Below are 25,438 nucleotides of genomic sequence, written 5' to 3' on the forward strand. Positions count from 1 at the left end.
ATTCGTCCTGAGCCCCCTGCTCAGGTCCGCCCCGTCAGCCCGCTCTCGCACAGGCTCGCGACCATCGCCGAGCACGGTCCCCGTCCCTCTGCAATAGGCTCGGTCACGTCGCTCGCCGGACGGATACCATACGCCGAAGACCATCGGCCTGAAGGCGCTCCCGGCGGACGCGGTACGGGCGACAGAGGAGATCATGATTCACGTAATCTTCGACCTGCTTGCTCGGACGGAAGCGAATCTCTGGGTCGTCGGCTTAGGTGGTTGTGACTCGAAGACGCCGGGGTGGCCCCGGAAACTACGTAGGAAGGATGGCTACCCGGCCAAGTTCATCACGCCGTACTTCTTCGCCGCCCTACGGGATGGGGGTGCCCACTTCAAGGAGCGGATCTTCATCTCCAAGCACTTCTCGCGCGGGGCGTTCACGAGTGAGATGAAGAAACTCCCGCTCAAGGGGAGCTTGAAAGATCGGCTGGTAGCACTGCCGCATGCCACGCGGCTCTTTGCGTAGGGGCTCCCACCTAAAGCCAACACCATCTATGAGTTCGACCAACCGCGGAAAGGGGCGCGAGTCCCTCGACATCTATCCCACCCCAGCCTGGGCCGTACGAAGACTGCTTGACGTCGTCGATTTCAAAGGCGGGCGCTGGCTTGAGCCCTGCGCAGGGGACGGCGCCATCATCAAGGCAGTCTCCCGCTCCGATGTTCGGTGGAGTGCCGTAGAGATTCGCGAGGAGTGCAAGCAGCTTCTCGAAGGCACCCCAGGCGTCGCGTCCGTCAAGATTGGTGACTTCCGGGAGCGCCTGTCTCAATGCCGAGAGGAAGAAGGGACTCGTCCCTTCTCTCTCGCCTTGACCAACCCACCGTTTTCCCTCGCCCTTGAGTGCATCACATTGTGCCTCCAACTCGCCGACCAGGTCGCCATGCTGTTGCGCCTCGACTTTCTGGGAACGGAGGATCGCAGCACGCTCATGCGGAAGCACTGTCCCGACGTCTACGTCCTGCCGAATCGACCGTCCTTCACCGACGGGACGAGGACCGATAGCAACGAGTACGGGTGGTTTGTATGGGACTCGGCCCGGCTCGGGTCATCAGGGCGGCTCCAGGTCCTTCCGACGACGCCAGTCGAGGTGCGGTGTCCAAAAAAGCCGCAGTGCCCCGTTACGAGTTCACCTGCCCCTGGGGCCGTTGGCCCCGACTCCAAGGCGGACTGCCCGCTTTGTGGGAAGCGGGTCCGTATCACCAAGCGCGGCTTTCATGCCCGCCACGCAGGGAACGGGCGACTCTCTGGTAACGCTTTGCTGGTGAACGAAATGCGCTTCAGTATCACCTCTTAATAATGCATCTCATCAGTGGTGAGTTGTCTCGGAGCTCTCCTGGGAGGCACATGAAGCGGAGTGTCTCATAGAAGGGCACCAACCTGAACTGGCGCTTGGTATTCCCAAGTTTGATCCACATGTCGTCTGAGAATTCATCCTCGTTGCTTGCAACGAGATAGACAGCCTCGACGCCATTCTTGGCGGCTACTTCGAGGAACCCCCTTACTAAATTCAGGCCGACATGCTGTTCTCTCTGGTGCATCTCGACAAATACCTTGTCGAGGTAGGCAATGCGATCGGATTTATCATCCGGCAGGCTCCTGTCTCCCTCAGACTCGACGCTGTGTTTCAATGCTTCTGCGCTACCGATCGTTCCAAGTAGATGGGAACTGCCGACGCGCGGAATCGGTCGTAGTTCAACCTCCACCAGTCCGTCATACAAGTCACGCTGCTTCACAACCTCCGTGTTCATTCTGGCCTCCGGTCGCTACGATTGGTTAGTTTGAGTGGCTCCATATTTGATGGTGGCCACTCATGAGGCTACCCGCTCGTTCCCGGCTCTTGCGACCTTTGCCGGGAACCTGCCACCGTGTTGGCAGATGCCCTCCATCACCAAGCGATGGCCTTGGTTGGCCATCCGACTGCCAGTCCTTAAGACGGAAGCAGGAGAGAAAGTCGCCTTCACTGCTAATTGGGCGCCTTGCGTTGCTCCATGCTCGCTCAATATTAAGCCTACCGAGTCCCTTTTGTTCACACTTGGCGTGGCCACGATGTATGGAGGAAAGGCAATTGGGAAGCTTATGATAAAGCCTCAATTGCGCCTGTTCTTGCCTTGTGTTGCTCAAGAACGCGGGCAATCTCCTTCTTCACCAAGGCAGGCAACGCGAAGTTGCGCCAGAGTTCCTCGTTCTCGCGGAGCCAACGGATTACTTGGAGTTCGGTCATTGAGTCGGAGCTCATGTACTCCGAAACCGCAATGGTCGACGTGCGCGACAAGCCAATCCCGATCAACGAGATCTGGGTCTGCTGGCTGACTCCAAGTTCGAGGAACAGGTTGAACTGCGGGAGGAGTTCGACGAGGTCTTCGCGCTTAATTTCCCGCAGATGCTGGTGTAGCACATCGCAGTAGCAACTCAGGCCACGCGGAGCCTCGAACCTAGCAATCTGCTCAACCTCTTTCATTACATCGCGAATCTCGGTGGCGTCATCGTATGGCTTGTTTCTTTTTTTGAAGTAGTCGATGCGTTGCTCGATTAGTCGTGCGAGTGGATGGCCGCGCATCCATTGGGTGACAAGCAGCGCATGCATATACGCGCGGCTACCCTCAGGACCGAGCTCTGGGCATGCGCGCCTGCAAAGACGGCCGAATATACGGGTATACACCCTGGCGGCATCGTTGCTCGTTGGATCGGTGGGCAGCAGTTCTTCAACAGCACCTTCCCTGGAGCGGAAGCCCTTGAGGAGGTCATCGAGTGCGAACGGGCTAATGCCGGGGTTCCGTGGAATGATCCCCGGCTCGATGTCGAGACTATTGACCGCCGTTTCCACTACTTCCGCAAGTTGGCCCAGGCTGCTTGCTTGGTATCGCCCTGCCCACGGTGCTTTGAGGAGCCCTCCGTGCCGAACATGAATCCCTGCTAGATAGGAGAAAACATACTCGAGTTCAGGATGCTCCTTGGCCTTGTCGAGTGGTGTGCGTTCCTTGATGAAATCCAAGAGGTCTGAAGGAACCGCGAGCACGTCGTCGGTCGTACGTCGAATTGGCTGACGTGTTCGATCTCGCGGGGGGCCATTCTCACCCCATAGGTCCTTTCTATCGGGATCGATGCAGAAGATGTTGCCTTGAAACTCTTTGCCCCATCGCCCTGCGCGGCCCGCGAGATTCCAAAAATCCTCTGCAGAGAGGAGACTCTTGCGCCCTTTCCGCGGACCTCGCATGAAGATATTCCGGCAAGCCATGTTGACCCCCTCGATGAGGGTTGACGTGCACACGAGGAATCTAATCGTCCCTGCACTGAATAGACGCTCGATCTCCTCCCGGATCAACAAGGGCATATTGCCGTAGTGAAAGGCGACCCCACGCCGGAGGCAGGTCGCAAGAGCGAATTTCTTGTGGACGACGTGCTGAGCTAGCTCAATTAGAGCCTGCAATTCCTTCGCAGACTCTCCCTCCACATCGGCGCCAATGAGGTCGAATAGTTGCGCGGCAATTTTCTCAGCTTCAGCAGCACCGTTCACGTAGACAATGTTCCCATGCGAAGTTCCGCTAATCGCGTGAGCCACGAACGAGAGGCGCTTGCTGTCGTTGCCAGGTTTAGATTTAAGGGTGACCTCTCCGAGCGGGATGCCCTTGTTCGGCGCGCAGAGCAAGACGTCCCACACTTTTGGTTTCTGCGGACGCTGTGTAGCCCAGAAAAGATTCTGCGTGACAGTCACATCGTCGCTGGAAAACCATGCCGTCGCGATTCCCCGCCGCGCGTCGGCGAGCAATAGTTCTGGGTTGCTTGTCATCGGGCTGGCAAAAACCACGCGCAGTTCTGGGTTTTCTGTGCTCAGGCGCTCAATGACATCTTGGAGTAGGACGCCACGTTGGCGATCACCGACCTTGTGGGCTTCGTCGACAATAAGTGCCACTGCCGACAGGTCATTCTTTGCCGATAGCAGGATGTGAAGGCGCTCCTGCGTGAAGACGAACACCCTCTTCCGAACTGGTTCGGGGCCATCCTCAGTCTTCAGGATTGGCAGTGCAGAGATCGACACCTCGTCGAGGTCCTCCTTGCTGAAGAGTTCTCGAAGATCGCGTTCGACCTGACTGATAAGCGCTCGCGTTGGGACAAGGTAAACAACCGTCGCTATCTGCGATGCGCGCATGAGTTCGCAGATCCAGCGGGCCAAGATGAATGACTTGCCTGCTGATGTCGGTGCCGACACCGACATCCAGCCTTTGCTGCGAACCTCCTCCCATAGCTTTCGCTGGAAGCGGTTCACGCGGAGTGGTGTGTCGCCGTGCACGGTAACCGAGTGCTCGTATGCACGACGTGTATAGTCAAGACGCGCCACGCCAGGCAGGCGTGCAACGAACGAAGGCTTCAGGAACTCGCGTTGCTCCGCCAACTTGATGGCGGGATGATTCGCTAATGCATCAAGGACGAGAGCAGCGGAGTCGCGCTGTGCACCTGTTGCATTGATATCGGAAAGGCAGGTTTGGGCGATTCGCAGCGCGGTGGCTTGGCACTGTCCCATGTCGGACTGCGCTAGGACACTCGCTGCGAGCATCAGGTAGCTCCAGTCGTGTTCGAGATTCTGGTGCTCCTTGATGCGGATGAAGTTAGTGCCAAGCTCACCGCAGGCGGCATCAATCACGACTTGGTCCACTTGTCGGCGGAATCCGGGGATATTGAGGAGCCAGCCTCCGAGATCACGCAGCGCCATTAGGATTTCCCTTCGGCTTCGCTGCGCGCGGCTTGCGCGGCGTCACCTGTGACACGGGTGCGGTTGGTACACGGCGAGCTCGAGGGGCCTTCGCGGAGGCTGCCGCCACCGACGGCGCTGCTGGCGCAGGGGTAGCAACTGCGGTGGGCGTGCTCGCAGGGGCGGCAACTGCGATGGGCGGGTTCGCAGCCGCTTGCTTTCTCACACCAAGCTCATCGCGCAACAACTGTCTAAAGTCATCGGCTGAAGGTACCGGCACGAACAGGAAGTGCATCGCGAAGGCGTCCAACTTTTCCTCAGAGATGCGCTTCTTGACGTGTCCTTTCCAGGTTGGAAGCGTCGCCGCAATCTGCTGGGCCAGTGCGGCGACTTGCGTTGTTGATGCTCCTTTGGGGTACGCGTCGCAGTCGAAGCCGACTAGGCAGAGCCCTCGGAACTGAAGTGAGTTGAACTCCTCCGCGTCGGGATCGAGGAATTTCTTGAGTGCCGCCTCCAGCGCAGGGGAGTCGAGGTCCGCGTGACGCTGGAGAAGCTGGAGATCTCGCTGGCCGGCAGAGTGTTCAGCGAGCATCGGCCGGACGGACGCGAGGCACTCCCGAACGGCACTCGTGACGTCGCCATAAACTTTCGACTCGCCCCAGTAGAGGAGGAGCTTTCCAGTTGCGGCATCGACACCCGCATGCAGGCCATCCGCACCGTGGACGTGCATCCTAGTGTTGGTCTTAAGGCTCATCTTGCAAATGAGCTGTGGGAGTTGGAGGACTTTCTCTGCAAGGGCGAACAGCAGCAGCTCTCCTCCTTCGCCGCTCTGATCAAGGTCCGTGAATAGACTCTTGGCTTCTTCCGCAAGGCGCATGAGCTTCTGCGTCGAGCGGGTTCGCTCGAATTCCTCGGCGGCTTCGCGGATCCGGCTGCGGGGGATTGCGTAGTCAAGAACGTGTTCCGCGACGACTTTCACTAGGTCCTGGATCCGCGGTCGTCCGTTCCCATCGAGCTTCAGGCAGTGGCAATGAGCAGTGACCTGGGTGCCGTCGACGATTACGTGGCTTTCCACATCCTGAAGGAGCCCCGCGAGCGCAGTAGGCGTGCCTCGTGCAAGGCGCTTCAGTGCTTCCTCTAAGGGCTCTGGTGGTGGTGCGACCGTCGTAGTGGCCGACGCGTTATCGGGCGGCGTCACGGCAGGCCCTGTCGCATCAACGCTAGTGGTCATGCTTGGCCTCCCCCAATGTGGAGCGTGGCGAAGCCCGGCTCGTTGAACTTCTCGTGCAGTGCGAGCAGTTCCTCGGCACGACTAACTGGTTTCGGCCGCCCATGTGTCCGACAGCTGCGAACCTTCAGTGCTCTCGCTAGAAACGTCGAAGCTCCTGCGATGTTCATCGCTAGGCGCGCGAAAAGCAAAAAGGCCCTGCCGGGTTAGGGCAGGGCCTTCTTTTTTGCTCCCCGACGTGGACTCGAACCACGGACATGGTGATTAACAGTCACCCGCTCTACCAGCTGAGCTATCGGGGAATATGTCCCGTCGCGGCGGTGCGTTGCCGTGACGGATGCGACTTCTAAAGAACCGAGCCTGCCCTGTCAACTGTCCTGTTCGATCCGATCTCCCGGCTTACCCCGCAGCCCTGGTCCGCTCTCCAGGGACTGCGCGCCGTGGTGCCCGAGGCGCTTGCTCGCGTCCTGTCGGGCGACCCCGCCGAGCGCGTCCTCGACCGGACCCTGCGTGCCCACCGCGACCTGTCACGTGAGGGGCGCCAGGCGCTGAAGGAGGCCGTCTTCAACGTGGGCCTTTGGCGCCGTCGCCTGGGGTTCCTCCTGGACTCGCCGGATCCGTCGCCCTCCCAGCTCCTCTTCGCGCTCCTGCATGGGCTCGTGGGCGTTCCCGCTTCGGACGCCGCGTCGTGGGCGGGGCTTCCGGCACCCGTGCCACTGCGCTCCGGAACGCCCCCGTCGCTGGCGCTCAGGGCCTCGCTGCCGGACTGGCTCGCGGACCACTTCGCCCGTGAGTTGGGGCCGGAGGCGGAGGACTTCTGCGCCCACCTCAACGTCCCGGGCCCCATCACGCTCCGGGTGAATCCGGCCCGCATCTCCCGTGAGGCCCTGGCCGCGCGCCTGGCCTCCGAGGGCGTTGCGACCCGCCCTGGCTCCTGGAGCCCGCTGGCCCTTCATGTCGACGGGCCCCGGCCGAACCTCTACGCCCTGCCTTCCCTCCGTGAGGGCCTGTTCGAGGTCCAGGACGAGGGCAGCCAGCTCCTGGGACTCCTCGTGGAGGCCCAGCCCGGGGAGACCGTGCTCGACCTTTGCGCAGGGGCAGGGGGCAAGACGCTCCAACTGGGCGCGGCCATGAAGGACTCCGGCCGGCTGCTCGCCTACGACCCGGATGCGGAACGGTTGGACCGGCTCCAGCAGCGCGCCTCCCGGGCCGGGCTCACCCGCGTCCAGGTGCTCCGGACGCCTCCGTCTTCGGGTCTCAACGCGGACCGTGTCCTCGCGGACGCTCCCTGTTCCGAGCTGGGCTCGCTCCGCCGGGGCCCGGATCTCCGCTTCCGGCTCACCCCGGACTCGCTCTCTCGGTACACCGCCATCCAGCGCGACATCCTGGCCCGCGCCGCGGACGTGGTGCGCCCCGGTGGCCGGGTCGTCTACGCGACCTGCACCCTCAACCGGGCGGAGAACCAGGACGTGGTCGTGGACTTCCTCCGCTCCCGCCCTGACTTCCGGGCCGTCACTCCGGGCGCTGGCTGGCTTCCGGACGCGTGCCTCCAGGACGGGTTCCTCTTCGTCACCCCGCACCGGCACGGCACGGATGGGTTCTTCGCGGCGGTGCTCGAACGCAGCACGGTGGGGTAGGGCGGCCAGCGGGCGGACGAGCGCTCCACGGGGCCTCGTTCCTCCGTCCTGCGGTACTCAACGCTTCGGGCCCCAGGCCCCCTGAAACACCCTTTCCCCCTCGCACCGGGTGCTATGAAGCGCTGCGTGCGTTGGCTCAAGCCCCTTCCGCTCCGTCCCCGCGACACGGTGCAAGTCGTCGCCCCCGCGGGCCCCTTCGAACAGGCCCCCTTCGAGGCCGGCCTGCGCATCCTCTCCGAGCGCTACTCCCCGGTGGTCCGGCCCGATATCGGCGCCTCGCACCGCTACCTCGCCGGGGATGACGCCCGCCGCCAGGAGGAGCTGTCACACGCGTTCCTCGACCGCGCCTCCCGCGCCATCTTCTGCGCCCGGGGCGGCTATGGCAGCTCTCGCCTGTTGCCGGAGCTGCCCATCGACAAGGCCGGCCCCGTCGCTTTCACCGGCTTCTCCGACCTGACGTCCATCCACTGCGCGCTCCAGGCCCTGCACCGCGTCTCCATCCACGCGCCTGTCCTCACGCAGCTGGGCCGCCAGTCCACCCAGGTCCACGACTACTTCTTCCGCCTGCTCGAATCCGCGGAGGCCCCGCCGCCCCTCACCGGCAATGCCACCTACGTCCCCGGCACCGCCGAGGGCACCCTCGTGGGCGGCAACCTGTCTGTCTTCTCCCGGCTCCTGGGCACGCCGTACATGCCGCCGCTCGATGGCGCCGTGCTCCTCCTGGAGGACGTCACCGAGCGCCCCTATCGCATCGACCGCATGTGGACCCATCTGCGGCTCGCCGGTGTCTTCTCCCGTGTGCGCGGCATCGTCCTGGGTGACTTCACCGCCTGCGAGGAGAAGGACGCGAACTACTCCAGCGCGGACGTGCTCCGTGAGCTGGCGCGCGACGCGAAGCTGCCCTGCGCCGCGGGCTTCCCCATCGGCCATGGCGCCATCAACTACCCCGTGGCCCTGGGCACGCACGTGCGCCTGGACGCGGACGCCGCTCGCCTCACGTTCCTCGAAGGCGCGGTGAGCCCCGGATGAGCCAGCATCCCATCGCCAACCTCCAGGCCGTGCTCGATGACGGCGTGGAGCTGGGCATCTTCCCCTCCGCCCAGGCCGTGGTGCTCCACAAGGGCGTGCAGGTCTTCGGTGGCGTCGCTGGCAACGTGAAGGGCGATACGCGCTTCGACCTCGCGTCCCTCACCAAGGCCATGTCCACCACCGCGCTCTTCCTGCGCCTGTGGACTGACGGCAAGGTGGGCCCGGACACGCTCGTGTCCCGCTACTTCCCCGGCTCACCCGCGGGCGACGCGGGCGTCACCGTCGCGGATCTGCTCTACCACCGCTCGGGTCTGCCCGCCTTCGTCCCGTTCTTCGCGGACGCCCTCAAGGCCCACCCGGAGCTGCTCGACGCCGGCTGCCCTGCCTCCGTCCGCGCGCAGGTCCACGCGGACGTCCTCCACGCCGCCGCCGCCACGCCGCTCGACTCGCCCGTGCGCACGAAGTCCGTGTACAGCGACGTGGGCTTCCTCCTCCTGGGCGACATCCTCGCCCGCGCCGGTGGCGCCCCGCTGGACGTGCTCTTCCATCGTCACGTCGCGGAGCCGCTGGACCTGAAGGCCCGCTTCCACCGCCTCTCCGACTTCCCCACCGACGGCGCCACCGCGCCCACCGGCGCCATGCGCCCGCGCGAGCCCGCTCCTGGCCAGGAGTCGCTGTGGAAGGACGTGCCGTCGCAGCCGTCCCTCCCCGCGGAGGTGGATGACGACAACGCCTGGGTGCTGGACGGCGTCGCGGGACACGCAGGCCTCTTCGGCACCGCAGTGGACGTGGCCCGCTTCGGACAGGCCGTGTTGGAGGGCGCCGCGGGCACGCACGCCGCGATTGCTCCGGGGCCCTTGTGGCACCGCGCGCTCTCCACCGACCCGCTGGTTGCGGGCAGCACGCGCTCCATGGGCTTCGACTCTCCGTCGAAGGGCCATTCCAGCGCGGGCCGATTCATTGGCGACACGCCTCCGGGCGCGGTGGGCCACCTTGGCTTCACCGGCACCAGCCTCTGGGTGGACCTGAGGCGGTCGCTCGTCGTCGCGCTCATCACCAACCGCGTGGCCCAGGGCCGTCAGGACCTGCGCATCCGCGACTTCCGCCCCGCCTTCCACGAGCTCGTCGTGGAGGCGCTCGACCTTCACGTCCTCCCCTGAGGAAACCGCAGCATGGCTGACGACAACGGCAACGTCCTCGACACACTCGACCCGCGGTCCGTGCGCCGCATCCACCTGGTGGGCGTGGCCGGCACGGGCATGGGCTCCTTCGCCGGCATGCTCAAGGCCGCCGGCTACGACGTCACCGGCAGCGACGAGAACGTCTACCCGCCCATGAGCGACATGCTCCGCACGTGGGGCATCCCCGCCAGCAGCCCGTACTCGCCCGCCAACCTGGACGCGGCGAAGCCAGACCTGGTCATCATCGGCAATGTCATCCGCCGGGTGAATCCGGAGGCCACCGCCGTGCGCGAGCGGGGCCTCAAGCAGATGTCCTTCCCCGCGGCGCTGGGCTCGCTCTTCCTGGACCGCTCGCACTCCGTCGTCGTCGCCGGCACGCATGGCAAGACGACGACGTCCTCGCTCATGGCCCACGTGCTGGTGGCCGCGGGCAAGGACCCCAGCTTCCTCGTGGGTGGCGTCACCCAGAACTACGCGGGCAACTACCGCGTGGGGAAGGGCCCGCACTTCGTCGTCGAAGGCGACGAGTACGACACCGCCTACTGGGACAAGGGCTCCAAGTTCCTCCACTACCGCCCGCGCACCGCCATCGTCACCAGCGTGGAGTTCGACCACGCGGATATCTTCCGCGACCTGCCCCACTACGAGGCCACGTTCGAGAAGTTCGTGCGCCTGGTGCCGAAGGACGGCCAGTTGGTCGTCTGCGCCGCGTACCCGAACGCCGTGCGCATCGCTCGTGAAGGCACCGCGCCCGTCAGCACCTACGTGGCCAAGGAGGGCGCGGACGCGGACTACACGCCGAAGAACCTCTCCTTCGGTCCGGAGGGCGCCCGCTTCAACGTCATGGAGAAGGGGCAGGACCTGGGCACCGTGACGCTGCCGATGTCCGGCGCGCACAACGTGGAGAACGCGCTCGCGGTCATCGCCGCCGCGCGTGGCCTGGGCCTCACCTTCGCCGAAATCCAGCAGGGCCTGTCCACCTTCCAGGGCGTGAAGCGCCGGCAGGAGGTGCGCGCGGAAATTGATGGCGTGCTCGTGGTGGACGACTTCGCGCACCACCCCACCGCCGTGCGCGAGACCATCGCCGCCATCCGCCACCGCTACCCGGACCGGCGTCTGTGGGCCATCTTCGAGCCGCGCTCCAACACCAGCCGCCGCAACATCCACCAGGAGGACTACGCGCACGCCTTCCCCGGCGCCACGCGCGCCAGCCTCAAGGTGCCCGAGCGCCACGACAAGGTGCCCGAGGGCGAGGAGCTCAACGTCCCCAAGCTCATCGAAGCGCTCAAGGGACAGGGCATCGCCGCGGACGGTGCCACTGACGTGCAGACGCTGGTGGACCGCGTCGCTTCCGAGGCGAAGTCCGGTGACGTGCTGCTCGTCATGAGCAACGGCGCCTTCGGGGGCTTCATCGACAAGTTGCTCACCGCCCTGAAGTCCCGGGCGGGGAAGGGGACCTGAGCCATGCGCCGTCCATTCCTCCTCTCGCTGGGTGCCCTGGCGTTCGCCCTGGGCTGTTCCGCGGCGCCCACGCCGCTTCCCGCCCTCACGGACCGCACCGGTGACGGAACGCGCTCCAGCAGCTCCGCCCTGGAGTCGTCGAACAAGGCGGGCCAGCCGCTCGTCTTCCAGGTGAAGCGCTACCCGGACAACAGCCCGTACGACTTGAAGAGCGACCGCGGTCAGGTCGTCCTCCTGGACGTGTGGGCCACGTGGTGCGAGCCCTGCAAGGACGCGCTGCCCATGTACGCGCAGCTCCAGAAGGAATACGGCTCGCGTGGCTTCAAGGCCTACGCCCTCAACGTGGACGAGGACGTGCGCGCCATTCCTCCCTTCCTGGAGGAGGCGAAGGTGGAGCTGCCCATCCTCCTGGACGCCAACGCGCTGGTGTCCGAGCGCCTGCTGAAGGTGCGGCTGATGCCCACCACCTTCCTCATTGATCGCAAGGGCGTCGTCCGCCACGTGCACGAGGGCTTCGCCGAGGAGTTCCTCCAGAAGTTCCAGACGGAAATCGAGCAGCTGCTCGCCGAGCCCGCCTCCTAGCGCGCACCCGAGGGAAACGCATCCATGGCCCACGAACCGGAAACGCCCGCCGCGCTGCGCCGCACCGCGGAGGAGGGCGCCCGCATGGCCGGCCGCATCCTCCGCGAGCGCTTCCCGCAGCACCGCACCATCGAGTTCAAGGGCGGCATCGACCTCGTGACGGACGCGGATCGCGCCTCCGAGGCCGCGCTGCTGGACTTCCTGCGGCAGCGTTACCCACGCCACGCCATCCTCGCGGAGGAGAGCGGCGCCACGCAGGGCAGCGACACGTTCCGCTGGGTGGTGGATCCGCTGGACGGCACCACCAACTACTCGCACCAGGTGCCGCACTTCTGCGTGAGCGTGGCGGTGGAGGGCCCGGAAGGCACCGTGGCGGGCGCCGTCTACGACCCCATGCGCGACGAGCTCTTCTCCGCCGCGAAGGGGGAGGGCGCCACGCTCAACGGCCTGCCCCTGAAGGCCAGCCCCACGGCCACGCTGGAGCGGGCGCTCCTGTGCACGGGCTTCCCCTACGACGTGCGCGAGCGCCCGGACCTGCCCGTGGGCCTCTTCAGCCAGCTCATCCTCCTGGCGCAGGGCATGCGCCGCACCGGCAGCGCCGCGCTGGACCTGGCGTACGTCGCTGCCGGCCGCTTCGACGGCTACTTCGAATTCGGCCTCAAGCCCTGGGACATCGCCGCGGGCGGCCTGCTGGTGGCGGAGGCCGGCGGCGTCATCGTGCACATCGACGGGCGGCCCTTCGACGTGCTCAAGGGCGACGTGCTGGCGAGCGGCGCGAACCTGGCGCCCCAGCTCATGACCCAGGCGAAGCGCTTCCTGGATGAAATCGGCTGGACGTCGCGAGACTAGAAGAAGCTCTCCGGCACGAAGACGATGTCGCCGGCCTGGAGCAGGAAGTTGCGCTCGCGGCCCACGCCAATGTCCTCCACGGGCACGCGAATCTTGCGCTCCTGCCCGGCCACCACGCGCGTGACGAGCGTGTTGTTCTTCGCCGCCAGCTTGGTGAAGCCACCGGCCAGCGTAATCGCCTGGATGATGGACACCTCGCCGGTGACGGGGAAGGTGCCGGGCTTCTGCACTTCGCCGAAGACGAAGATCTTCTGCGAGTTGTACTCCCGCACCAGCACGGACACCTGCGGGCGGCGCAGGTAGCGCGCCAGACAGTCGCGCAGCGCGTCCGCCGCGGCGCTGGCGGTGAGGCCGGACAGCGACACCTTGCCGCACAGCGGGTAGTCGATGGTGCCTTCCGGCGACACGCGCCAGGTGCCGGAGTGCTCGGGCTCCTGGAAGACGCGTATCTCCACCACGTCCCCCGGGCCCAGGTTGCCACCGGACGTCGCCGCGGCCTCCGTGGCCGATGCGGGCGTGGGCGGAGGGGGCGGCGGGCGCGTGTCCGCGTGACACGCCGACAGCACCGCGAGGAGGACCGGCAGGATGAAGCGGGGCCGCGAGGAACGCATGGGCGCGGAAGGCCTCAGTAGGAGACGGACACCCGCGCGTAGCCTTCGTGGCGGGTGTAGTTGAGGCCAGCGGCGCCCTGCGACGACGAGCGGGTGCCCAGCATGTAGCCCACCGCGCCCACCAGCCACGGGCGGATTTGATACTCGGGTCCCAGGTCCAGCGTCACCAGCGTGTCGCCGCGGCCGCCCGCGAAGGAGAGGAAGTCCAGCGCGCCCGTGGCGTGCAGCGCGAGCTTGCTGCCCATCACGGTGCGTCCTTCCGCGTAGACGCGGTCGTCGCGGAAGGTGCCGTAGGCGGCCACCGGTTGGAAGGCGCGCAGGTAGCCGCCCTTCACGGTGAGCGACGGGCCCACGAGGTACGTGCTCTCCACCTGGCCCACCACGGTGCCACCGCCGCCCGAGCCCAGGTTCTGGCTCCAGCCGGCCTTCGCCGTCAGGGTGATCCGCGGGGATATCAGGCCGGAGACGCCCGCCATGGCGTGCAGGAGCGCCGCGCTGGGCGTGGTCGTGTCGTTGAAGTAGCCCCGGTACTGCAGGCCCGTGTCCACCACCACCGCCGTCTTGGGCAGGAAGCGCCAGCGGCCCTCCGCGCCCAGCCGCAGGTTGCCGTAGTTGAACTGGCTGGCGGCGAGCGGATCACACGCGGCGTCGGTGCAACCGATGGGCGTCATGCCGCCCAGGGGCTCGAAGAACTCCATCGCGTACGCCAGCGACGGGGTGACTTCCAGCGCGCCGCCGCCGGGCTTCCACTGCGCCTTCACGCGCGCCTCGTTGAAGAGGCTGAGGATGCCCGCGCCCAGCGCCGCCGTGCGCGTGCGGTCCGAGCGCGTCAGCTCGTCGCCGACCTCCACGGACAGCTCGCTCTCCTGGTTGAACCGCAGCGCCAGGTCCGCCGCGCCCTCCAGGTGAGACGCCGCGCCGGAGCCCGCCGTGAGCAGGCCCGTGTAGGCCACGTAGTCCAGGTTGCCGCGCAGCGCGACGGCCAGCTTGGGGGACGGCACGTCCAGCATCAGCCCGGGGCGCACGTGCAGCGCCAGCTCTCCGGACAGGTCCGGGGACAGGGGGCCGGTGCCTGCTTCGCGGAAGTAGCCCACGCCGCTGTCCAGCCGCGTCTCCAGCTCCAGCGTCGGGTGCAGCCGCCCGTTGCCCACCTTGAGGCCATTGCCACCCGGAGGCCGCCCGCCCACGAAGGCCTGTGCCGACGCCGTCAGCGGCAGGAGCGCCGCGAGCGCCAGGGCCCCAAGGGCCAGACGGAATGTCCCAGGCTGCTTCATGGTGTCAGAGATGCTCCACGCGGTGAGACGGCGGGCATAGCACGCGGGTTCCCGCACCGGAACAAACGGTCCAGGGCCGGGACCGCGGCAGGTGGGAGGCGGCCAGCCACTCAGTCCACGGGGCTCGCGGGCGGAGGCCGGACAACCAGGTCCGGCGGCGGCGGGGGACGCGTAGGGTCACCACCGGGCAGGTTGTCGGGCTCCTCCACCTCCACGAAGAGGTTCTCGTCGGTGCGGAAGGCGAGCTGGCCGATGCACTCCTCGGCCTCCGAGCGAAGCTGGCCCACCTTCTGCTGGGCGATCATCACCTTGGTGAACTCGTGCTCGCCGGGCGCCGCCTCGCTCTTGCTGACGGCCTCCTGGAGGGCCACGTCCGCCTGCTCGGAGATGCGCAGCAGGCCCTTGATCTGCGTCAGCTTCTCGTTGGCGCAGTTGAGCTTCACCACGTCCTTGGTGCGCCGCGCCTCCTCGACCTTCTCGAACACCTGGCGGAGCGATTCCCGCATGCCGCCCAGGGCCTGCGTGCTGCGCTCCAGCTTCTGGCTGTCCGGCACGTCACCGGCCTTGTCCAGCGCGGGCGGAGCGGGGCGCGGAGGCGACGCGGGCGACTGCGCCAGCGCCATCCCGGAGGTGACGAGTCCTCCCACGACGGCGAGCATTCCCAGGGTGCGCATGCGCCTCACGAGTCCTTCCGGCCCTTCCCAAGCTGCGAGAGTCGAGCCTAGGAGTGAGGGGGAGGGGTGTCAACGCAATGCCCCATCGCCCCAGAGTCCGGTTTTCCAGCTCCGGGAGTCAGTCCTGGGGAGCCAGGCGGGCGTTGGCCTCGCGCAGGCGGGCGGACAGGCTGCGCGCGATGTTCACGACGATGAAGGTGAAGCCGTCCGCGTGCGCCAGCCGGAAGGTCCGTAAGTCCTGCGCGGTGAGCTGGAGCAGCTCCACTTCGCCCAGGGCGCGCACGGTGGCGGAGCGGTGGTCCTTGTCGATGAGGCCCATCTCCCCGAAGAACTCCGGCGGGCCCAGGACGGTGAGGGGCTTCACCTCGTTGCTCGTACCCCGGAGCACCACCTCGACCTGGCCGCGCACGATGACGAAGAGGCTGTCACCCAGGTCGCCCTCTTCGAACACCACCTCGCCGTGCGCGTAGCAGTACAGCCGTGCCAGCTCCGCCAGCCGCGCGAGCTCGGCGGGGGCCAGCATCTCGAAGAGAGGGGATGTGGCGATGACTGCCAGCTTCTCCATGTGCTCCCCGCGGGTCCGGTGACCCCGGAAGGTCCGGACGGTCGAGCCTATTCCCCTGGCGAGAAGATGAACGGGTAGCTGACGGGGACGTCGTCACTCGGTTTGAAAGGGAACGTCCAGGCGCGCATGGTGGTCTTGATGCAGTTGATGACCTCGTCGGAGCGCAGGGTGGACTCCTCCACCTCCACGTTGCTGGCGCGGCCGCTGGGCGTCAGGTCGAAGCGGACCATCACCCGGCCCTTGAGGGAGGGGTCGCGCTTGAGCCCGTTCTCGTAGCAGCGCTGGATGGAGGCCTTCCGGCTCTGGATGAAGCGGGCCAGGTCCTTGGGCTTGACCTCGGAGCTGTCCACTTCCGGAACCGAGTCCACGACCTGGGGCACCTTGACGACCTGCTTCTGGCCGGTGTTCACGGTGCCCGCGCCGGACGTCTGCGTGGCGCCGATGCCCGCCATCTTGCCGCCGGTGTCTCCCTGCGGATTGGCGATGCCGTTGCCTCCGCCAGAGCCCGCCGTGAGCGCGCCACCCGCCGTCGCGCCCGCGAGCGCCTCCGCCACGTTGGCGCCGCTGCCGGAGCTCCCGAGCACGTCCGCGATGGCGTCTCCGCCGCCGGGGCCCGTGCCGCCCAGCAACTTGAGGAGGCCGGTGCCCGCGACCCTCGCCTCGACCTGCTGCCGGCGCTCCGCGCTGTTGGCGGGTGCGGACGGCGAAGCGGGGGTGGGCGTCTTCTTCGGAGCGGTCTTCTCCTCTTCCGGTTTCTTCTCCCCGGTCGCGGCCGTCTCCTTGGGCTCCTCCTTCTTGGCGGGCTGGGGCGGGATGATGGCGCGCACGAAGCGGTCTTCCAACTGGTCCAGCTCCACCTCCGCCTCCACCGGCGCGGGCTGGGCGATGATGAGCGCGACGCTCAGCACGTAGAGCACCAGCATCGTCAGCAGGATGCCGAAGAAGACGCGGTCCACCGTGCGCCACGTGCTGGCCTTCAGCTCCGGGGGAAGGGAAGGCTTGGAGCCCGGTGCGGGCGCGGGGATGAAGTGGAAGAAGAGCGTGGCGTCCGGCAGGTCCACCTTGCCGCGGGCGCTCTCCTGCAGCGGCAGGTCGAAGGTGTCGTCCGCGCGGCGGGTGGCGAGCCCCTGCTCCCGGAGCGCGTCGAAGTCCACATCCGACGAGCCCAGGTTGATGCGGCCCTGCATGTGCTCGTCGATGATGAGGTGGAACTGCTGGCCGCGGTTCTCCAGCACCTTGAAGCGCGGCGGGCGCGCCTCGGACGGGGGCATGACGATGGTGTTGCGGGCGTCATCGCCAATGGTGACGGAGTCGTGGAGCAGGTGGTGCTCTTCGACGATGCGCCCGTCCTGGATGACGCCGACGCGCAGCAACTTGGGGCGGGTTTGAAGGGCCATGGATCTAGAACGGGTCCTGCTGCACGCTCTGGACCACCTTGGGCACGAAGCTCTCCGTGCGGTTCAGGTCGTCGAAGCTCGGCTTGGAGCGGTCGAGGAAATAGAAGGCTTCCGGCTTCTGGATGCGCCCCTCGACCTTGATGGCCTCCAGGCGGATGGCCTTGGCCGGCTTCTTCGCCGCCGGAGCCTGGGGCGCTGGCGTCGCACCGTTCGCCGCCTTCTTCGTGGACGCGGAGTCCTCCGCCCAGGACGGACCGGAGACGGCGACGAGCAGCAAGAGGAGGGCGGGGCGCATGGCGGAAGGTCGGGCTACTGGACGTCCTTGGACACCTTACCCGAGGCGCCCGGCCGCGTGGCAGGGGGCCCGGGGGGCGAGGCAGGGGTCGGGTTTGCCTCGGGGGCCTTGGCGGCTTCGGCGGCCTTCTTCAGGCCTTCCTTGCGCTCGCGCTCGCGGCGGCGGGTCTCCCGGTCGATGCCCTTCTGCGCGTCCTTGAGGTACTGCGCGGTGCGCTCGTCGGTGCCGCCCTTGGACTTGTACTGCTCCAGGAAGGACGCGGCCTTCTGGAGTCGCTCCAGGGCGTCCATTCCGGCGGGCTCCAGGTCCAGGTGGAGCAGGGCCAGGTTGAAGTACACGTCCTTCGTGTCGGGCTGGAGCTGGAGCACGCGCTCGTACTCCGCCAGGGCGCGGGGGAAGTCCCCTTCGCCGCGGTACGCGTTGCCCAGGTTGAGGTGGGCGGCGGCGAAGTCCGGCGCGGCCTTCACGGCGGCTTCCAACTCCACGCGGGCGCCGGCGTAGTCCTCGCCCTGGTTGAGCAGGGTGCCCAGGTTGTTGCGCGCCTCGGCGAAGTCCGGCCGGAGCGCGATGGCCTGGCGGAAGCGCTCCAGCGCCAGGGGGCGCTCCTTGAGGCCCAGGTGCACCAGGCCCAGGGCGTTGAGGGTGGCCGCGTCCTGCGCGTCGATGGCGAGCGCGTTGCCCAGCACCATGGAGGCCAGCTCGTACTTGCCCTCGCGGGCATACACCTGCGCGAGCACCTGCATGGCGGGCACGTGCTGCTCGCTGACCTGGAGCGCGCGGCGGGCCTCGGCGACAGCGGCGGGGTGCTTCTTCTGCAGCAGGAGGTTCAGCGCCAGCGCCGTGCGCCGCGCCACTGAGTCCTGCTTCGTCAGCGCCTCGCGCAGCTCCGCCTCCAGCGACGCCGCGCGGCCCGTGCGCGCCGCCAGCCGCACCAGGCAGTCCCACGCGGCCTCCTGGTCCGCGTCCAGCACCAGCGCCTGACGGTAGGAACGCTCCGCGTCCGGGAAGCGGCCCTGGCGCTCCTGCACGATGCCCAGGTTCGTCCACGCGGGGCTCAGCTTGGGGGACTTCTCCAGCAGGGCCTTGAGCGCGGCCTCCGCGATGGTCAGCTCGCCGCGCCGGGCGACCTCCACCGCGCTGGTGAAGTCCCGCTCCGGTCCGGCGAGCGACTTCGCGACCGGCGCCGGCTCCTTCGCCTGGGGCTTCGCGTCGCCGGCCTTCACGTCACCGGGCTTCGGTGACGTGCTGATGGCCGTGACGGGCCCGCCTTCCGGCCCGGTGAGCTTCGAGTCCTTGCGCGTCTCCGGCCCGGAGGCGCAGGCGGACAGCCAGAGCACGAGCCCGGTGAGCGCGAACTTGCGGCCCGCGTTCATGGCGTGCCCCCTTCCGTGAGCCGGGTCGCCTTGTCCGGGTCGGCGCGAGCGGGCGTGGGCGGCGCGGCGAGGCTGCCCAGCAGGCCATCCGGATACACGGTCTCCGACGCGAGCGCGCCCCGGGCCTCCTTGAGGACGGGGTACTCCTTGGGGCGGAAGCGGTTGAGGGACTCCAGCGTGCGGCGCGTCCACTCGTTGGAGACGCGGTTGTTGCGCGCCTCCTTGAGCGTGGCGGCGTAGCTCTCCACGGCGCGGTCCTCCAGGGCGACGGTCCGCTGCGTGAGCATGTCCCCGTAGGTGATGACCGCGTCTTCCCCCAGGCGCTTCACCTCCGGAGGTACCGGCGCGTCCAGCAGCGTGACGGCGAAGCGCTCCAGGGCGTAGCCGCGCCGGTAGAACGACGCCAGCGACCACTCCAGCTGCTTGTACGGCAGCACCTTGGCGTACGCGGCGTCCACCGCCTTCACGGCTTCGGCCTTCTTCGTGAAGCTCTTCTCCAGTGCCTTGCCGGAGCCGCTGATCTTCAGCGCGTCGAAGCGCTGGAACTCCAGCTCGGCCAACTGGAAGCGGCTGTAGGCGGCGGCTTCCGCTGCGCGCAGCTGCGTGTCCGGCTTCAGCTTGCGGCGGTCGAAGTCATCCGCGGCGGCGGCGTACGCGCGCTCGGCCTCCTTCGCGTTGCCACGCTTCTTCCAGGCGTCCCCCAGGCGGCGCTTGGCGTCCACCACCAGCTCCACCTGATCCGCCTTGCTGGCGAACTTGCGGACGAAGGCCTCCAGCGCATTGATTTCGCCTCGGGTGTCGCCCTGCTTCTCCAGGATGCGTGCCGCGCGGTACTGGTTCTCCGGTGCGTTCTTCCCGTGGGGATACAGCTCCACGCACCGCTGGAAGGCGGCGGCGGCCTCCGCGTAGCGCTGCTGTCCTTCGAGCAGCGACGCCGCGTTGTAGAGCGCGGCCTCACGCTCCTCGGCCTTCGGGTAGTCCTTCACCAGCTTCTGGTAGCTGGTGACGGCCTTGTCGAAGTCGTAGGACTTCTGCGCGTTCAGGGCCACGCGGAACAGCGCGGTGTGCGCCCACGGCGACTTCGGGTAGTCGCGGTAGATGCGCTCGTAGAGCTTCATCGCGGAGTCGAAGCGGCGCAGTTCCTCGTAGGCCACCGCCGCGTTGTTGAGCGCCTTGTCCGCGAACTCGTGGCGGGGGGCCTCCTCCACCAGCTGGAGGTACTTCTTCGCCGCCTCGTCGTAGCGCTTCTGCGTGGCCAGTTGGTCCGCCAGGTTGAAGCGGCCGGCGAGCTTGAACTTCATCAGCTCGCGGTACTGCTCACTGGACGGGTCCACCACCTGCGCGTTGCTGGCGAGCCGCGCGCTGACCTCCTCCACGCTCTTCCAGTCCTGGTCGATGAGGAAGGACTCGATGATGAGGTTGGTGGAGTAGCCGGCCACCGGGTTGCGCGGGTACGCCTGCACCACGCGCTCGAAGCGGGGGCGGGCCTGGGTGAAGTCGTCGTGCGTGTAGAAGAGCTCCGCGGCCTGGTAGGCGACGCCCGGCGCGGCCTCCTCCTTGGGCAGGAGCGCCACGTACGCGTCGGACGCCTTCACGAGCGCGGCCTCCGTCTCCGCCAGGGCCACGGGCGCGTGCGCGCTGTCCTTGGGGCGCTCGCTGGCGCGCAGCGGCTTGCGCTCCGGCACGCGGCCCGCCTTCACGTCCTCGTCCAGCTGCGCCTTCCAGGCGAGCACCGCGTTGTGCGCGGACACGTCCCGGTAGGTGTTGTCCTGGTTGGAGTCGCGCACGGCCGCGTACTCCTTCGCCGCCGCGCCGTACGCGTCCGAGTTGAAGAGGGACTCGGCGTGGAAGAAGCGCATCGCGTACGCGGTCTTGCTTCGCGGGAAGCGCTCCAGGTACGTGCCGTACGCGCGCGCGGCGGAGGCGTAGGTGCTCTTGGCCTCCGCGGCCTTGCCCTCCTTCTGGAAGGCCTGCGCCTGCTGGTGCTGGTACGCGGCGGCGGAGTAGAGGCTCTGCTCGGCGAGCGTCTGCGCGTGCGACAGCGCGTTCGGGTCGTCCTTGTTCTTCTCGTACCAGGCGCCGCCGGGCAGGTAGCTGTTGGCCAGCTTCTCCGACTCGCGCGCGTACAGGTCCATGCGCCTGTCGCGCTCGTAGGCCTGGACGATGCGCTGCTGCAGGCGCGGCGCGTCCGCGGTGAGCGGGTCGGTGGCCAGCACCTGCTGATACGCGGCGATGGCGTCCTCGTTGCGGAGCTGATCGAAGTAGACGTTGCCCAGCCGGCGGTACACCTCCGGCTCGTAGGGACGGCCGCCGCGCTTCGCGAAGAGGTCGCGGGCCTTGGCCACGCCGCCCCACGTCTCATCCGCCAACGACAGCGCGATGTACTGGATCGCCTCCGAGCGCAGGTCGCCTTCGTCCGCCTTGCTGCCGGACTGCTGGTGGGATTGGTAGTGGTCCAGGAGCAGCAGGAAGCTGTCCACGGACTCCTCGAACCAGTCCATGCGGTAGTACGTCCAGGCCAGCTTGTAGCGGGCCTTGTCGTAGAACCGGTGCTCCGTGTCGCGCGTGGCGGCGGTGTACGCCTCCGCGGCCTTGCGCAGCGCCTCCGGGTCGGTCTCCTCCTCGAACCAGTACTCGCCGATGCGCGTCCACGCGTCGGTGGCGAAGCGGCTCTTCGGATAGCGCGTGGTGAGCTGCTGGTAGGTGGCGAGGCTCTCCTCGTCCTTGTGCTGCTCGTTGAGGCAGTACGCCAGCAGGTACAGGGAGCCGTCGTTGAGCTTGTAATCCGGGAAGCGCGCGAGCAGCGAGCGGTACAGGCCGATGGAGGGCGTGAAGTCCACGTCCGGCTCCGGCGGCAGGTCCGCCATCGCCTCGTCGGACATCGTGCGCACGCGCTCCGCGTAGTCCTTGCGCGCCAGCTGGTGCTCGTCCGCGGAGCGCTCGTAGTACAGCTCCGCCAGCCGGAACATCACGTCCGGCGTGGCGCGAGGCTCGTCCGGGTAGCGACGCAGGAAGTCCTCGAAGCGGCCGATGGCGTCCAGCCGCTGCGTGCGCTCCTGTGACTCCAGCGCGGTGAGCGTCTTCTCGTAGGCGTTGTTGAGCGCCGAGCGCTTCTGCTGGTAGCGCCGCTCGATGAGCTGCTTCACCTCGCGGTGGAAGTCGCGCGACTCCGCCTCGTACGCCTCCAGCGCGCGGCTCACGTCGCGCAGCAGCTTCTCCTGTTCGGGCGTGTGACCCAGGCCGTCCAGGTAACGGGAGGTGTTGGGCGCGGGCGGTGCCGGAGCCGCTGGCTGGGCCTTCGCGGGAGTCGCGGGCGTGGAAGCCTTCTTCGAGGCCTGGCTGGGCGTCTTGGCCTTCGCGGCGTGAGCGGCCAGCGGCGTGAGGGCCAGGAGGAGGGCGAGGACAGGGCGGCGCATGGCCTTCAGTCCCCCCCTTCCGAAGACAGGACGTCCTTGAACTCCAGGTCGAGCGCGCGCAGTGCGTCCGACTTCTCCTTGGCGACCTTCTGGATGTTCGTGGCGTTGTCCTGAGTGCGGCTGAAGGCCACGTCCACCGTGCCGGTGTCGGCCTTGAGCACCAGGTCGTAGAACTGCTGTCGCACGCGGCGGAAGCTCTCGTAGGCGATGCGGCCCACCAGGTTGCGAGCGTCACCGGACGCGGCGGACACCTCCTGCTCGTAGCCCTGGAGCAGCGCCTGCTCCACGCGCACCTTGTCGCGGATGGACTTCACGCGAAGCTCCAACCGCGAGCGCAGCGCCACCCGCGCCACCGCCACGCGGCCGCGCAACGAGTCGATGCGCGAGCGCACCGCGTGCATGCGCAACAGCACGCGCGTGTCCTCACCGGACAGCCGGCCTTCACCGGCGCGCAGGACGCCGTGCTCCTGTTGAAGCGCGGCGGAGTAGCGGGCGCGGATGGCGGCCTCGCCCTCCAGCGACGTGTCCGTGGACTGGCGCTCACTGGCGAGCCGGGCGCGGGTGCGGTCCAGCTCCGCCTGAAGGTCCTTCAGCGTGGCGATCTCCGCCTGGAGCTGTACCAGGAACTCGCGCTCCTCCGCGGGGTCCGCTTGCCGCTCGTCGCGCGTGTCCTCCACCCACTTGCGGATGGCGGCGGCGTTGGCGTGGAGGCTCTGGAGCTCGTAGCCCACGCGGAAGGCCTCGCGGTCCACCGCGTCCACCTTCGCCTGCATGCGGTGGCGGCGCTCCTCCAGCTCCTTGTTGGTGGTGGGCAGCGCCGCGAAGCGCAGCCTCTGGGCCTCGCGCGTGCCCTGGGCGACGAGCAGCTTCTCGCGCTCGGCGGGCGTCAGCTTCTCCTCCACCAGCTCGGCCTCCGCCTGCACCAGGGACTGCTCCACGGCGGTGAGCGCGGTGTCCACGGCCTCCGTGCGGACGTAGCCCTCTTGAAGCTCCGGGAACGCCTCCAGCCCGCGCGCGTCCAGCGCTTCCAGGATGCGCTCCGCGATGGCCTTCGCCTCGCCCGCGCCCTGACGGCCGCTGTCCAGGTCGCCCACCATCCGCACCGCGTCCGCGACCTCCTTCTGCGTGGACGCGTACTTCAGCGCCAGCGGGGGCAGCAGGGTGCTCACGTCCAGCGAGCGCTCGTTGCGCGCGAGCAGGTTGTCGAAGTACGCGACCGGGTCCTGGTTCACGCGCAGGAGCGCGTCCACCTTGTCGCGCGCGGGCGTGAACATGCGCGCCACGCCGTCATACGTCTCCAGCGCCTCGTCGTACTGGCGCAGCTTCTGGAGCAGGTGCCCCTGGAGGATGCGCGCCTCGGGAGCGAGCTGCGAGTCCGGCGCGACGAGCAGCAGGATGTCCGTGGCGTTCTTCGCCTGCGTGAAGTCCTGCTTGCGCACGTACGTCCACGCGACCTCCAGCAGCGACTCCGGGAAGCGCTCGCTCTCGCGCGGAATCTGGCCGTAGCTGTCCAACGCTTCGTCGAAACGGCCCGTCTCGTACATCAGCCGGCCCAACGACAGGAACGCGAGCTCGCGGAAGCGCTGGGCCTCCGCCTCCGCGAGGCCGGTGGACACCACGGTGTCCGGTCCGGTGCCCACGATGCGCTGGAACTGCGCGATGGCGGCCGGGTAGTCCCCGCTCTGCACGCTCAGGACGCCCAGGTGGTAGACGGCCTGCACTCGGAAGGCGCCGGGGCTTTGCGCCAGCGGGGCGAACAGCGCGCGCGAACGCTGCTGGTGCTCCTCCGGCGTCAGGTCCAGGCGCTTGAACGTGCCGCGCGCGTGCACGTAGGCGATGTCCGGCGCCAGCACGCCACCCGACAGCTGCCGCGCCTTCTCCACATACGCGTCGATGCCGTCGAACTGCTGGAGCCTTCCCGCCACCGCGAGGTAGCGGCTCACCGCCTCCTTGTAGCGCTGCGGCGTCAGGTCCAGCGACAGCACGTCGCGCAGGTACACCCGCGCGCCAATGTCGTTCTTCTGCTGGTAGAGCGCGTCCGCCAGATAGAAGACCGCCTCCGGGTAGCGCGGGTTCGCCTTGAACGCCGGGTCGCTCACCAGGTCGTAGAAGAGGACGGACGCGGCGGCCCAGTCTCCCAGCAGCGAGTACACCTCGCCCTCGGAGAAGCGCTTGAGCTGCGAGTCGGTGCTGCTGGGCTCGGGGCGCTCCGTGAACTGCGTCTCCACGAAGCGCAGCGACTGCTCCGCCGTGCGCAGCTGCGCCTCCACTGCTTCCACCGAAGCCGCGCGCGAGCTCAACGACGCGGGCATGGGCGGCAGCGCGGCCCCTGGCTTGGAGGCCTGGGGCGCCGGAGCGGGCCCGGCCCCGAGGGACAGCGCGAGGGCCAGGGCGTGCAGCGTGGCGGTCACGGCCTTCTGCTCCTACTTCAGCTCGCTGGAGGTGGTGGCCGGCGCGGCGGGCGTCCCCGGAGCGCCTTCCGGCTCCGAGCCGGAGCCCGGGCCGGCGGGCCGGTTCGCGCGCGTGTCCTTGGCCACTTCAATGTCGTAGCGCACCGCGGGCCGGTCCTTGAGGTCCGTGGTGAGGCCGCCCTTCTCCACGCCCACCACGTTCACCGTGGTGACCTTTCCGGACTCCGCGTTGAAGGTGTAACTGGATTGCACCTTGAACTTGTAGCCTTCCAGGTAGCTGAACACGCCATAGCCGCTGCCCCGGTAGACGAGGCGCACCGCGAGCTGGTGCTGGCCCGGCACGATGCGGCCGTTGAAGACCTCCAGCGACTGGTGCCGGTTCAGGTCTCCCTGCGTGTCCACCTGGGTGAAGATGGGCGCGCCGTCCAGCGCGTACACCACCGACTCCAGCTGGAACGCGTTGCCCATCTCGTTCTTGTGCACCAGCACCGCGCGGGCGCCGGTGGAAAGCTCGCCGCCCATCACCGACTCCTGGAGCAGCAGCAGGCGCGCCTTGGAGCGGTAGATCTTCTCCTTCAGGTCGACGACCTGCTCCTCCAACGTCTTCACGCGCGACGTGAAGGCTTCATCCGCTGTCTGGTCGCCCGCGGGTGCCTTCGCGGCGGGGGCTTGGGGCGTGCCAGCGGCCGGGGAAGCAGCGGCGGTGTGAGGCGGGGAAGCAGGGGAGG

At 67.7% G+C, this 25,438-nt stretch carries 20 protein-coding genes and 1 tRNA gene; 7 read left to right on the plus strand and 14 right to left on the minus strand.

What is annotated here, in order from left to right:
* The first annotated feature begins 193 nt into the window (after window positions 1–193).
* Window positions 194–508 (plus strand): hypothetical protein, encoded by a 315-nt coding sequence (locus D7X99_RS36180; protein ID WP_121781738.1) that lies wholly within the window; start codon window positions 194–196, stop codon window positions 506–508.
* Window positions 509–1,323: 815 nt separating this feature from the next.
* On the opposite strand, the gene D7X99_RS42530 is transcribed toward D7X99_RS36180, so the two are convergent.
* From D7X99_RS42530 to D7X99_RS36195, 4 genes are all read right to left on the minus strand, one after another.
* Complete coding sequence (locus D7X99_RS42530; RefSeq protein WP_147476369.1) at window positions 1,324–1,788, minus strand: GNAT family N-acetyltransferase; 465 nt, start codon at window positions 1,786–1,788, stop codon at window positions 1,324–1,326.
* 326 nt (window positions 1,789–2,114) lie between these two features.
* Complete coding sequence (locus D7X99_RS36185) at window positions 2,115–4,748, minus strand: DEAD/DEAH box helicase (protein ID WP_121781739.1); 2,634 nt, start codon at window positions 4,746–4,748, stop codon at window positions 2,115–2,117.
* The gene (locus D7X99_RS36190) at window positions 4,735–5,958 is read right to left on the minus strand and encodes a DUF1837 domain-containing protein (RefSeq protein WP_121781740.1); all 1,224 of its coding nucleotides are present in this window, start codon (window positions 5,956–5,958) and stop codon (window positions 4,735–4,737) included. Before D7X99_RS36190 ends, D7X99_RS36185 begins: the two co-directional genes overlap by 14 nt.
* A gap of 226 nt (window positions 5,959–6,184) precedes the next feature.
* Window positions 6,185–6,257 (minus strand) — tRNA-Asn (locus D7X99_RS36195).
* Window positions 6,258–6,395: 138 nt separating this feature from the next.
* On the opposite strand from D7X99_RS36195, the gene D7X99_RS36200 reads away from it, so the two are divergent.
* The 6 genes from D7X99_RS36200 to D7X99_RS36225 all read left to right on the plus strand — a co-directional run bounded on the left by D7X99_RS36200 (window position 6,396) and on the right by D7X99_RS36225 (window position 12,694).
* Window positions 6,396–7,592: an RsmB/NOP family class I SAM-dependent RNA methyltransferase gene (locus D7X99_RS36200; RefSeq protein WP_171805383.1), complete on the plus strand. Its 1,197-nt coding sequence runs from the start codon at window positions 6,396–6,398 to the stop codon at window positions 7,590–7,592.
* Window positions 7,593–7,706: 114 nt separating this feature from the next.
* Window positions 7,707–8,621 carry an LD-carboxypeptidase gene (locus D7X99_RS36205; protein WP_121781742.1) on the plus strand — a complete coding sequence of 305 codons (915 nt, stop codon included), beginning with the start codon at window positions 7,707–7,709 and terminating at the stop codon, window positions 8,619–8,621.
* Window positions 8,618–9,781: a serine hydrolase gene (locus D7X99_RS36210; RefSeq protein ID WP_121781743.1), complete on the plus strand. Its 1,164-nt coding sequence runs from the start codon at window positions 8,618–8,620 to the stop codon at window positions 9,779–9,781. Before D7X99_RS36205 ends, D7X99_RS36210 begins: the two co-directional genes overlap by 4 nt.
* A 12-nt stretch (window positions 9,782–9,793) precedes the next feature.
* The gene (gene mpl, locus D7X99_RS36215; protein ID WP_121781744.1) at window positions 9,794–11,263 is read left to right on the plus strand and encodes a UDP-N-acetylmuramate:L-alanyl-gamma-D-glutamyl-meso-diaminopimelate ligase; all 1,470 of its coding nucleotides are present in this window, start codon (window positions 9,794–9,796) and stop codon (window positions 11,261–11,263) included.
* A 3-nt stretch (window positions 11,264–11,266) separates the two neighbouring features.
* Window positions 11,267–11,845, plus strand: a complete 579-nt coding sequence (locus tag D7X99_RS36220; protein WP_120595069.1) for a TlpA disulfide reductase family protein — start codon at window positions 11,267–11,269, stop codon at window positions 11,843–11,845.
* Window positions 11,846–11,869: 24 nt separating this feature from the next.
* The gene (locus D7X99_RS36225) at window positions 11,870–12,694 is read left to right on the plus strand and encodes an inositol monophosphatase family protein (RefSeq protein ID WP_121781745.1); all 825 of its coding nucleotides are present in this window, start codon (window positions 11,870–11,872) and stop codon (window positions 12,692–12,694) included.
* Here D7X99_RS36225 and D7X99_RS36230 read toward each other — a convergent pair.
* The 10 genes from D7X99_RS36230 to D7X99_RS36275 form a co-directional block, all read right to left on the minus strand.
* Complete coding sequence (locus tag D7X99_RS36230) at window positions 12,691–13,305, minus strand: polysaccharide biosynthesis/export family protein (RefSeq protein WP_121781746.1); 615 nt, start codon at window positions 13,303–13,305, stop codon at window positions 12,691–12,693. The genes D7X99_RS36225 and D7X99_RS36230 overlap by 4 nt on opposite strands.
* A 14-nt stretch (window positions 13,306–13,319) precedes the next feature.
* The gene (locus D7X99_RS36235) at window positions 13,320–14,579 is read right to left on the minus strand and encodes a hypothetical protein (protein WP_121781747.1); all 1,260 of its coding nucleotides are present in this window, start codon (window positions 14,577–14,579) and stop codon (window positions 13,320–13,322) included.
* Between the two features lie 110 nt (window positions 14,580–14,689).
* The gene (locus tag D7X99_RS36240; RefSeq protein WP_014394786.1) at window positions 14,690–15,253 is read right to left on the minus strand and encodes a hypothetical protein; all 564 of its coding nucleotides are present in this window, start codon (window positions 15,251–15,253) and stop codon (window positions 14,690–14,692) included.
* A 118-nt stretch (window positions 15,254–15,371) separates the two neighbouring features.
* Window positions 15,372–15,818 (minus strand): cyclic nucleotide-binding domain-containing protein, encoded by a 447-nt coding sequence (locus tag D7X99_RS36245; RefSeq protein WP_121781748.1) that lies wholly within the window; start codon window positions 15,816–15,818, stop codon window positions 15,372–15,374.
* A 47-nt stretch (window positions 15,819–15,865) separates the two neighbouring features.
* Window positions 15,866–17,215, minus strand: a complete 1,350-nt coding sequence (locus D7X99_RS36250; protein WP_121781749.1) for an AgmX/PglI C-terminal domain-containing protein — start codon at window positions 17,213–17,215, stop codon at window positions 15,866–15,868.
* Between the two features lie 4 nt (window positions 17,216–17,219).
* Window positions 17,220–17,510, minus strand: coding sequence for a hypothetical protein (locus D7X99_RS36255; RefSeq protein ID WP_120581646.1), 291 nt, complete (start codon window positions 17,508–17,510; stop codon window positions 17,220–17,222).
* A 14-nt stretch (window positions 17,511–17,524) separates the two neighbouring features.
* The gene (locus D7X99_RS36260) at window positions 17,525–18,883 is read right to left on the minus strand and encodes a tetratricopeptide repeat protein (RefSeq protein ID WP_121781750.1); all 1,359 of its coding nucleotides are present in this window, start codon (window positions 18,881–18,883) and stop codon (window positions 17,525–17,527) included.
* Window positions 18,880–22,299 carry a tetratricopeptide repeat protein gene (locus D7X99_RS36265; RefSeq protein WP_121781751.1) on the minus strand — a complete coding sequence of 1,140 codons (3,420 nt, stop codon included), beginning with the start codon at window positions 22,297–22,299 and terminating at the stop codon, window positions 18,880–18,882. Before D7X99_RS36265 ends, D7X99_RS36260 begins: the two co-directional genes overlap by 4 nt.
* A 5-nt stretch (window positions 22,300–22,304) precedes the next feature.
* The gene (locus D7X99_RS36270) at window positions 22,305–24,710 is read right to left on the minus strand and encodes a tetratricopeptide repeat protein (RefSeq protein WP_121781752.1); all 2,406 of its coding nucleotides are present in this window, start codon (window positions 24,708–24,710) and stop codon (window positions 22,305–22,307) included.
* 12 nt (window positions 24,711–24,722) lie between these two features.
* Window positions 24,723–25,438, minus strand: a 716-nt coding sequence (locus D7X99_RS36275; RefSeq protein WP_233613982.1) for a dihydrolipoamide acetyltransferase, incomplete at its 5' end; no start/stop codon positions are given.

The organism is Corallococcus sp. AB032C (assembly GCF_003668935.1).
Taxonomy (GTDB): Bacteria; Myxococcota; Myxococcia; order Myxococcales; family Myxococcaceae; genus Corallococcus; species Corallococcus exiguus.

Coding starts and splice junctions, on each gene's coding strand:
- D7X99_RS36180 (WP_121781738.1), top strand. CDS start 194: ATGATTCACGTAATCTTCGACCTGCTTGCTCGGACGGAAGCGAATCTC.
- D7X99_RS42530 (WP_147476369.1), bottom strand. CDS start 1,788: ATGAACACGGAGGTTGTGAAGCAGCGTGACTTGTATGACGGACTGGTG.
- D7X99_RS36185 (WP_121781739.1), bottom strand. CDS start 4,748: ATGGCGCTGCGTGATCTCGGAGGCTGGCTCCTCAATATCCCCGGATTC.
- D7X99_RS36190 (WP_121781740.1), bottom strand. CDS start 5,958: ATGACCACTAGCGTTGATGCGACAGGGCCTGCCGTGACGCCGCCCGAT.
- D7X99_RS36205 (WP_121781742.1), top strand. CDS start 7,707: ATGAAGCGCTGCGTGCGTTGGCTCAAGCCCCTTCCGCTCCGTCCCCGC.
- D7X99_RS36210 (WP_121781743.1), top strand. CDS start 8,618: ATGAGCCAGCATCCCATCGCCAACCTCCAGGCCGTGCTCGATGACGGC.
- mpl (WP_121781744.1), top strand. CDS start 9,794: ATGGCTGACGACAACGGCAACGTCCTCGACACACTCGACCCGCGGTCC.
- D7X99_RS36220 (WP_120595069.1), top strand. CDS start 11,267: ATGCGCCGTCCATTCCTCCTCTCGCTGGGTGCCCTGGCGTTCGCCCTG.
- D7X99_RS36225 (WP_121781745.1), top strand. CDS start 11,870: ATGGCCCACGAACCGGAAACGCCCGCCGCGCTGCGCCGCACCGCGGAG.
- D7X99_RS36230 (WP_121781746.1), bottom strand. CDS start 13,305: ATGCGTTCCTCGCGGCCCCGCTTCATCCTGCCGGTCCTCCTCGCGGTG.
- D7X99_RS36235 (WP_121781747.1), bottom strand. CDS start 14,579: ATGAAGCAGCCTGGGACATTCCGTCTGGCCCTTGGGGCCCTGGCGCTC.
- D7X99_RS36240 (WP_014394786.1), bottom strand. CDS start 15,253: ATGCGCACCCTGGGAATGCTCGCCGTCGTGGGAGGACTCGTCACCTCC.
- D7X99_RS36245 (WP_121781748.1), bottom strand. CDS start 15,818: ATGGAGAAGCTGGCAGTCATCGCCACATCCCCTCTCTTCGAGATGCTG.
- D7X99_RS36250 (WP_121781749.1), bottom strand. CDS start 17,215: ATGGCCCTTCAAACCCGCCCCAAGTTGCTGCGCGTCGGCGTCATCCAG.
- D7X99_RS36255 (WP_120581646.1), bottom strand. CDS start 17,510: ATGCGCCCCGCCCTCCTCTTGCTGCTCGTCGCCGTCTCCGGTCCGTCC.
- D7X99_RS36260 (WP_121781750.1), bottom strand. CDS start 18,883: ATGAACGCGGGCCGCAAGTTCGCGCTCACCGGGCTCGTGCTCTGGCTG.
- D7X99_RS36265 (WP_121781751.1), bottom strand. CDS start 22,299: ATGCGCCGCCCTGTCCTCGCCCTCCTCCTGGCCCTCACGCCGCTGGCC.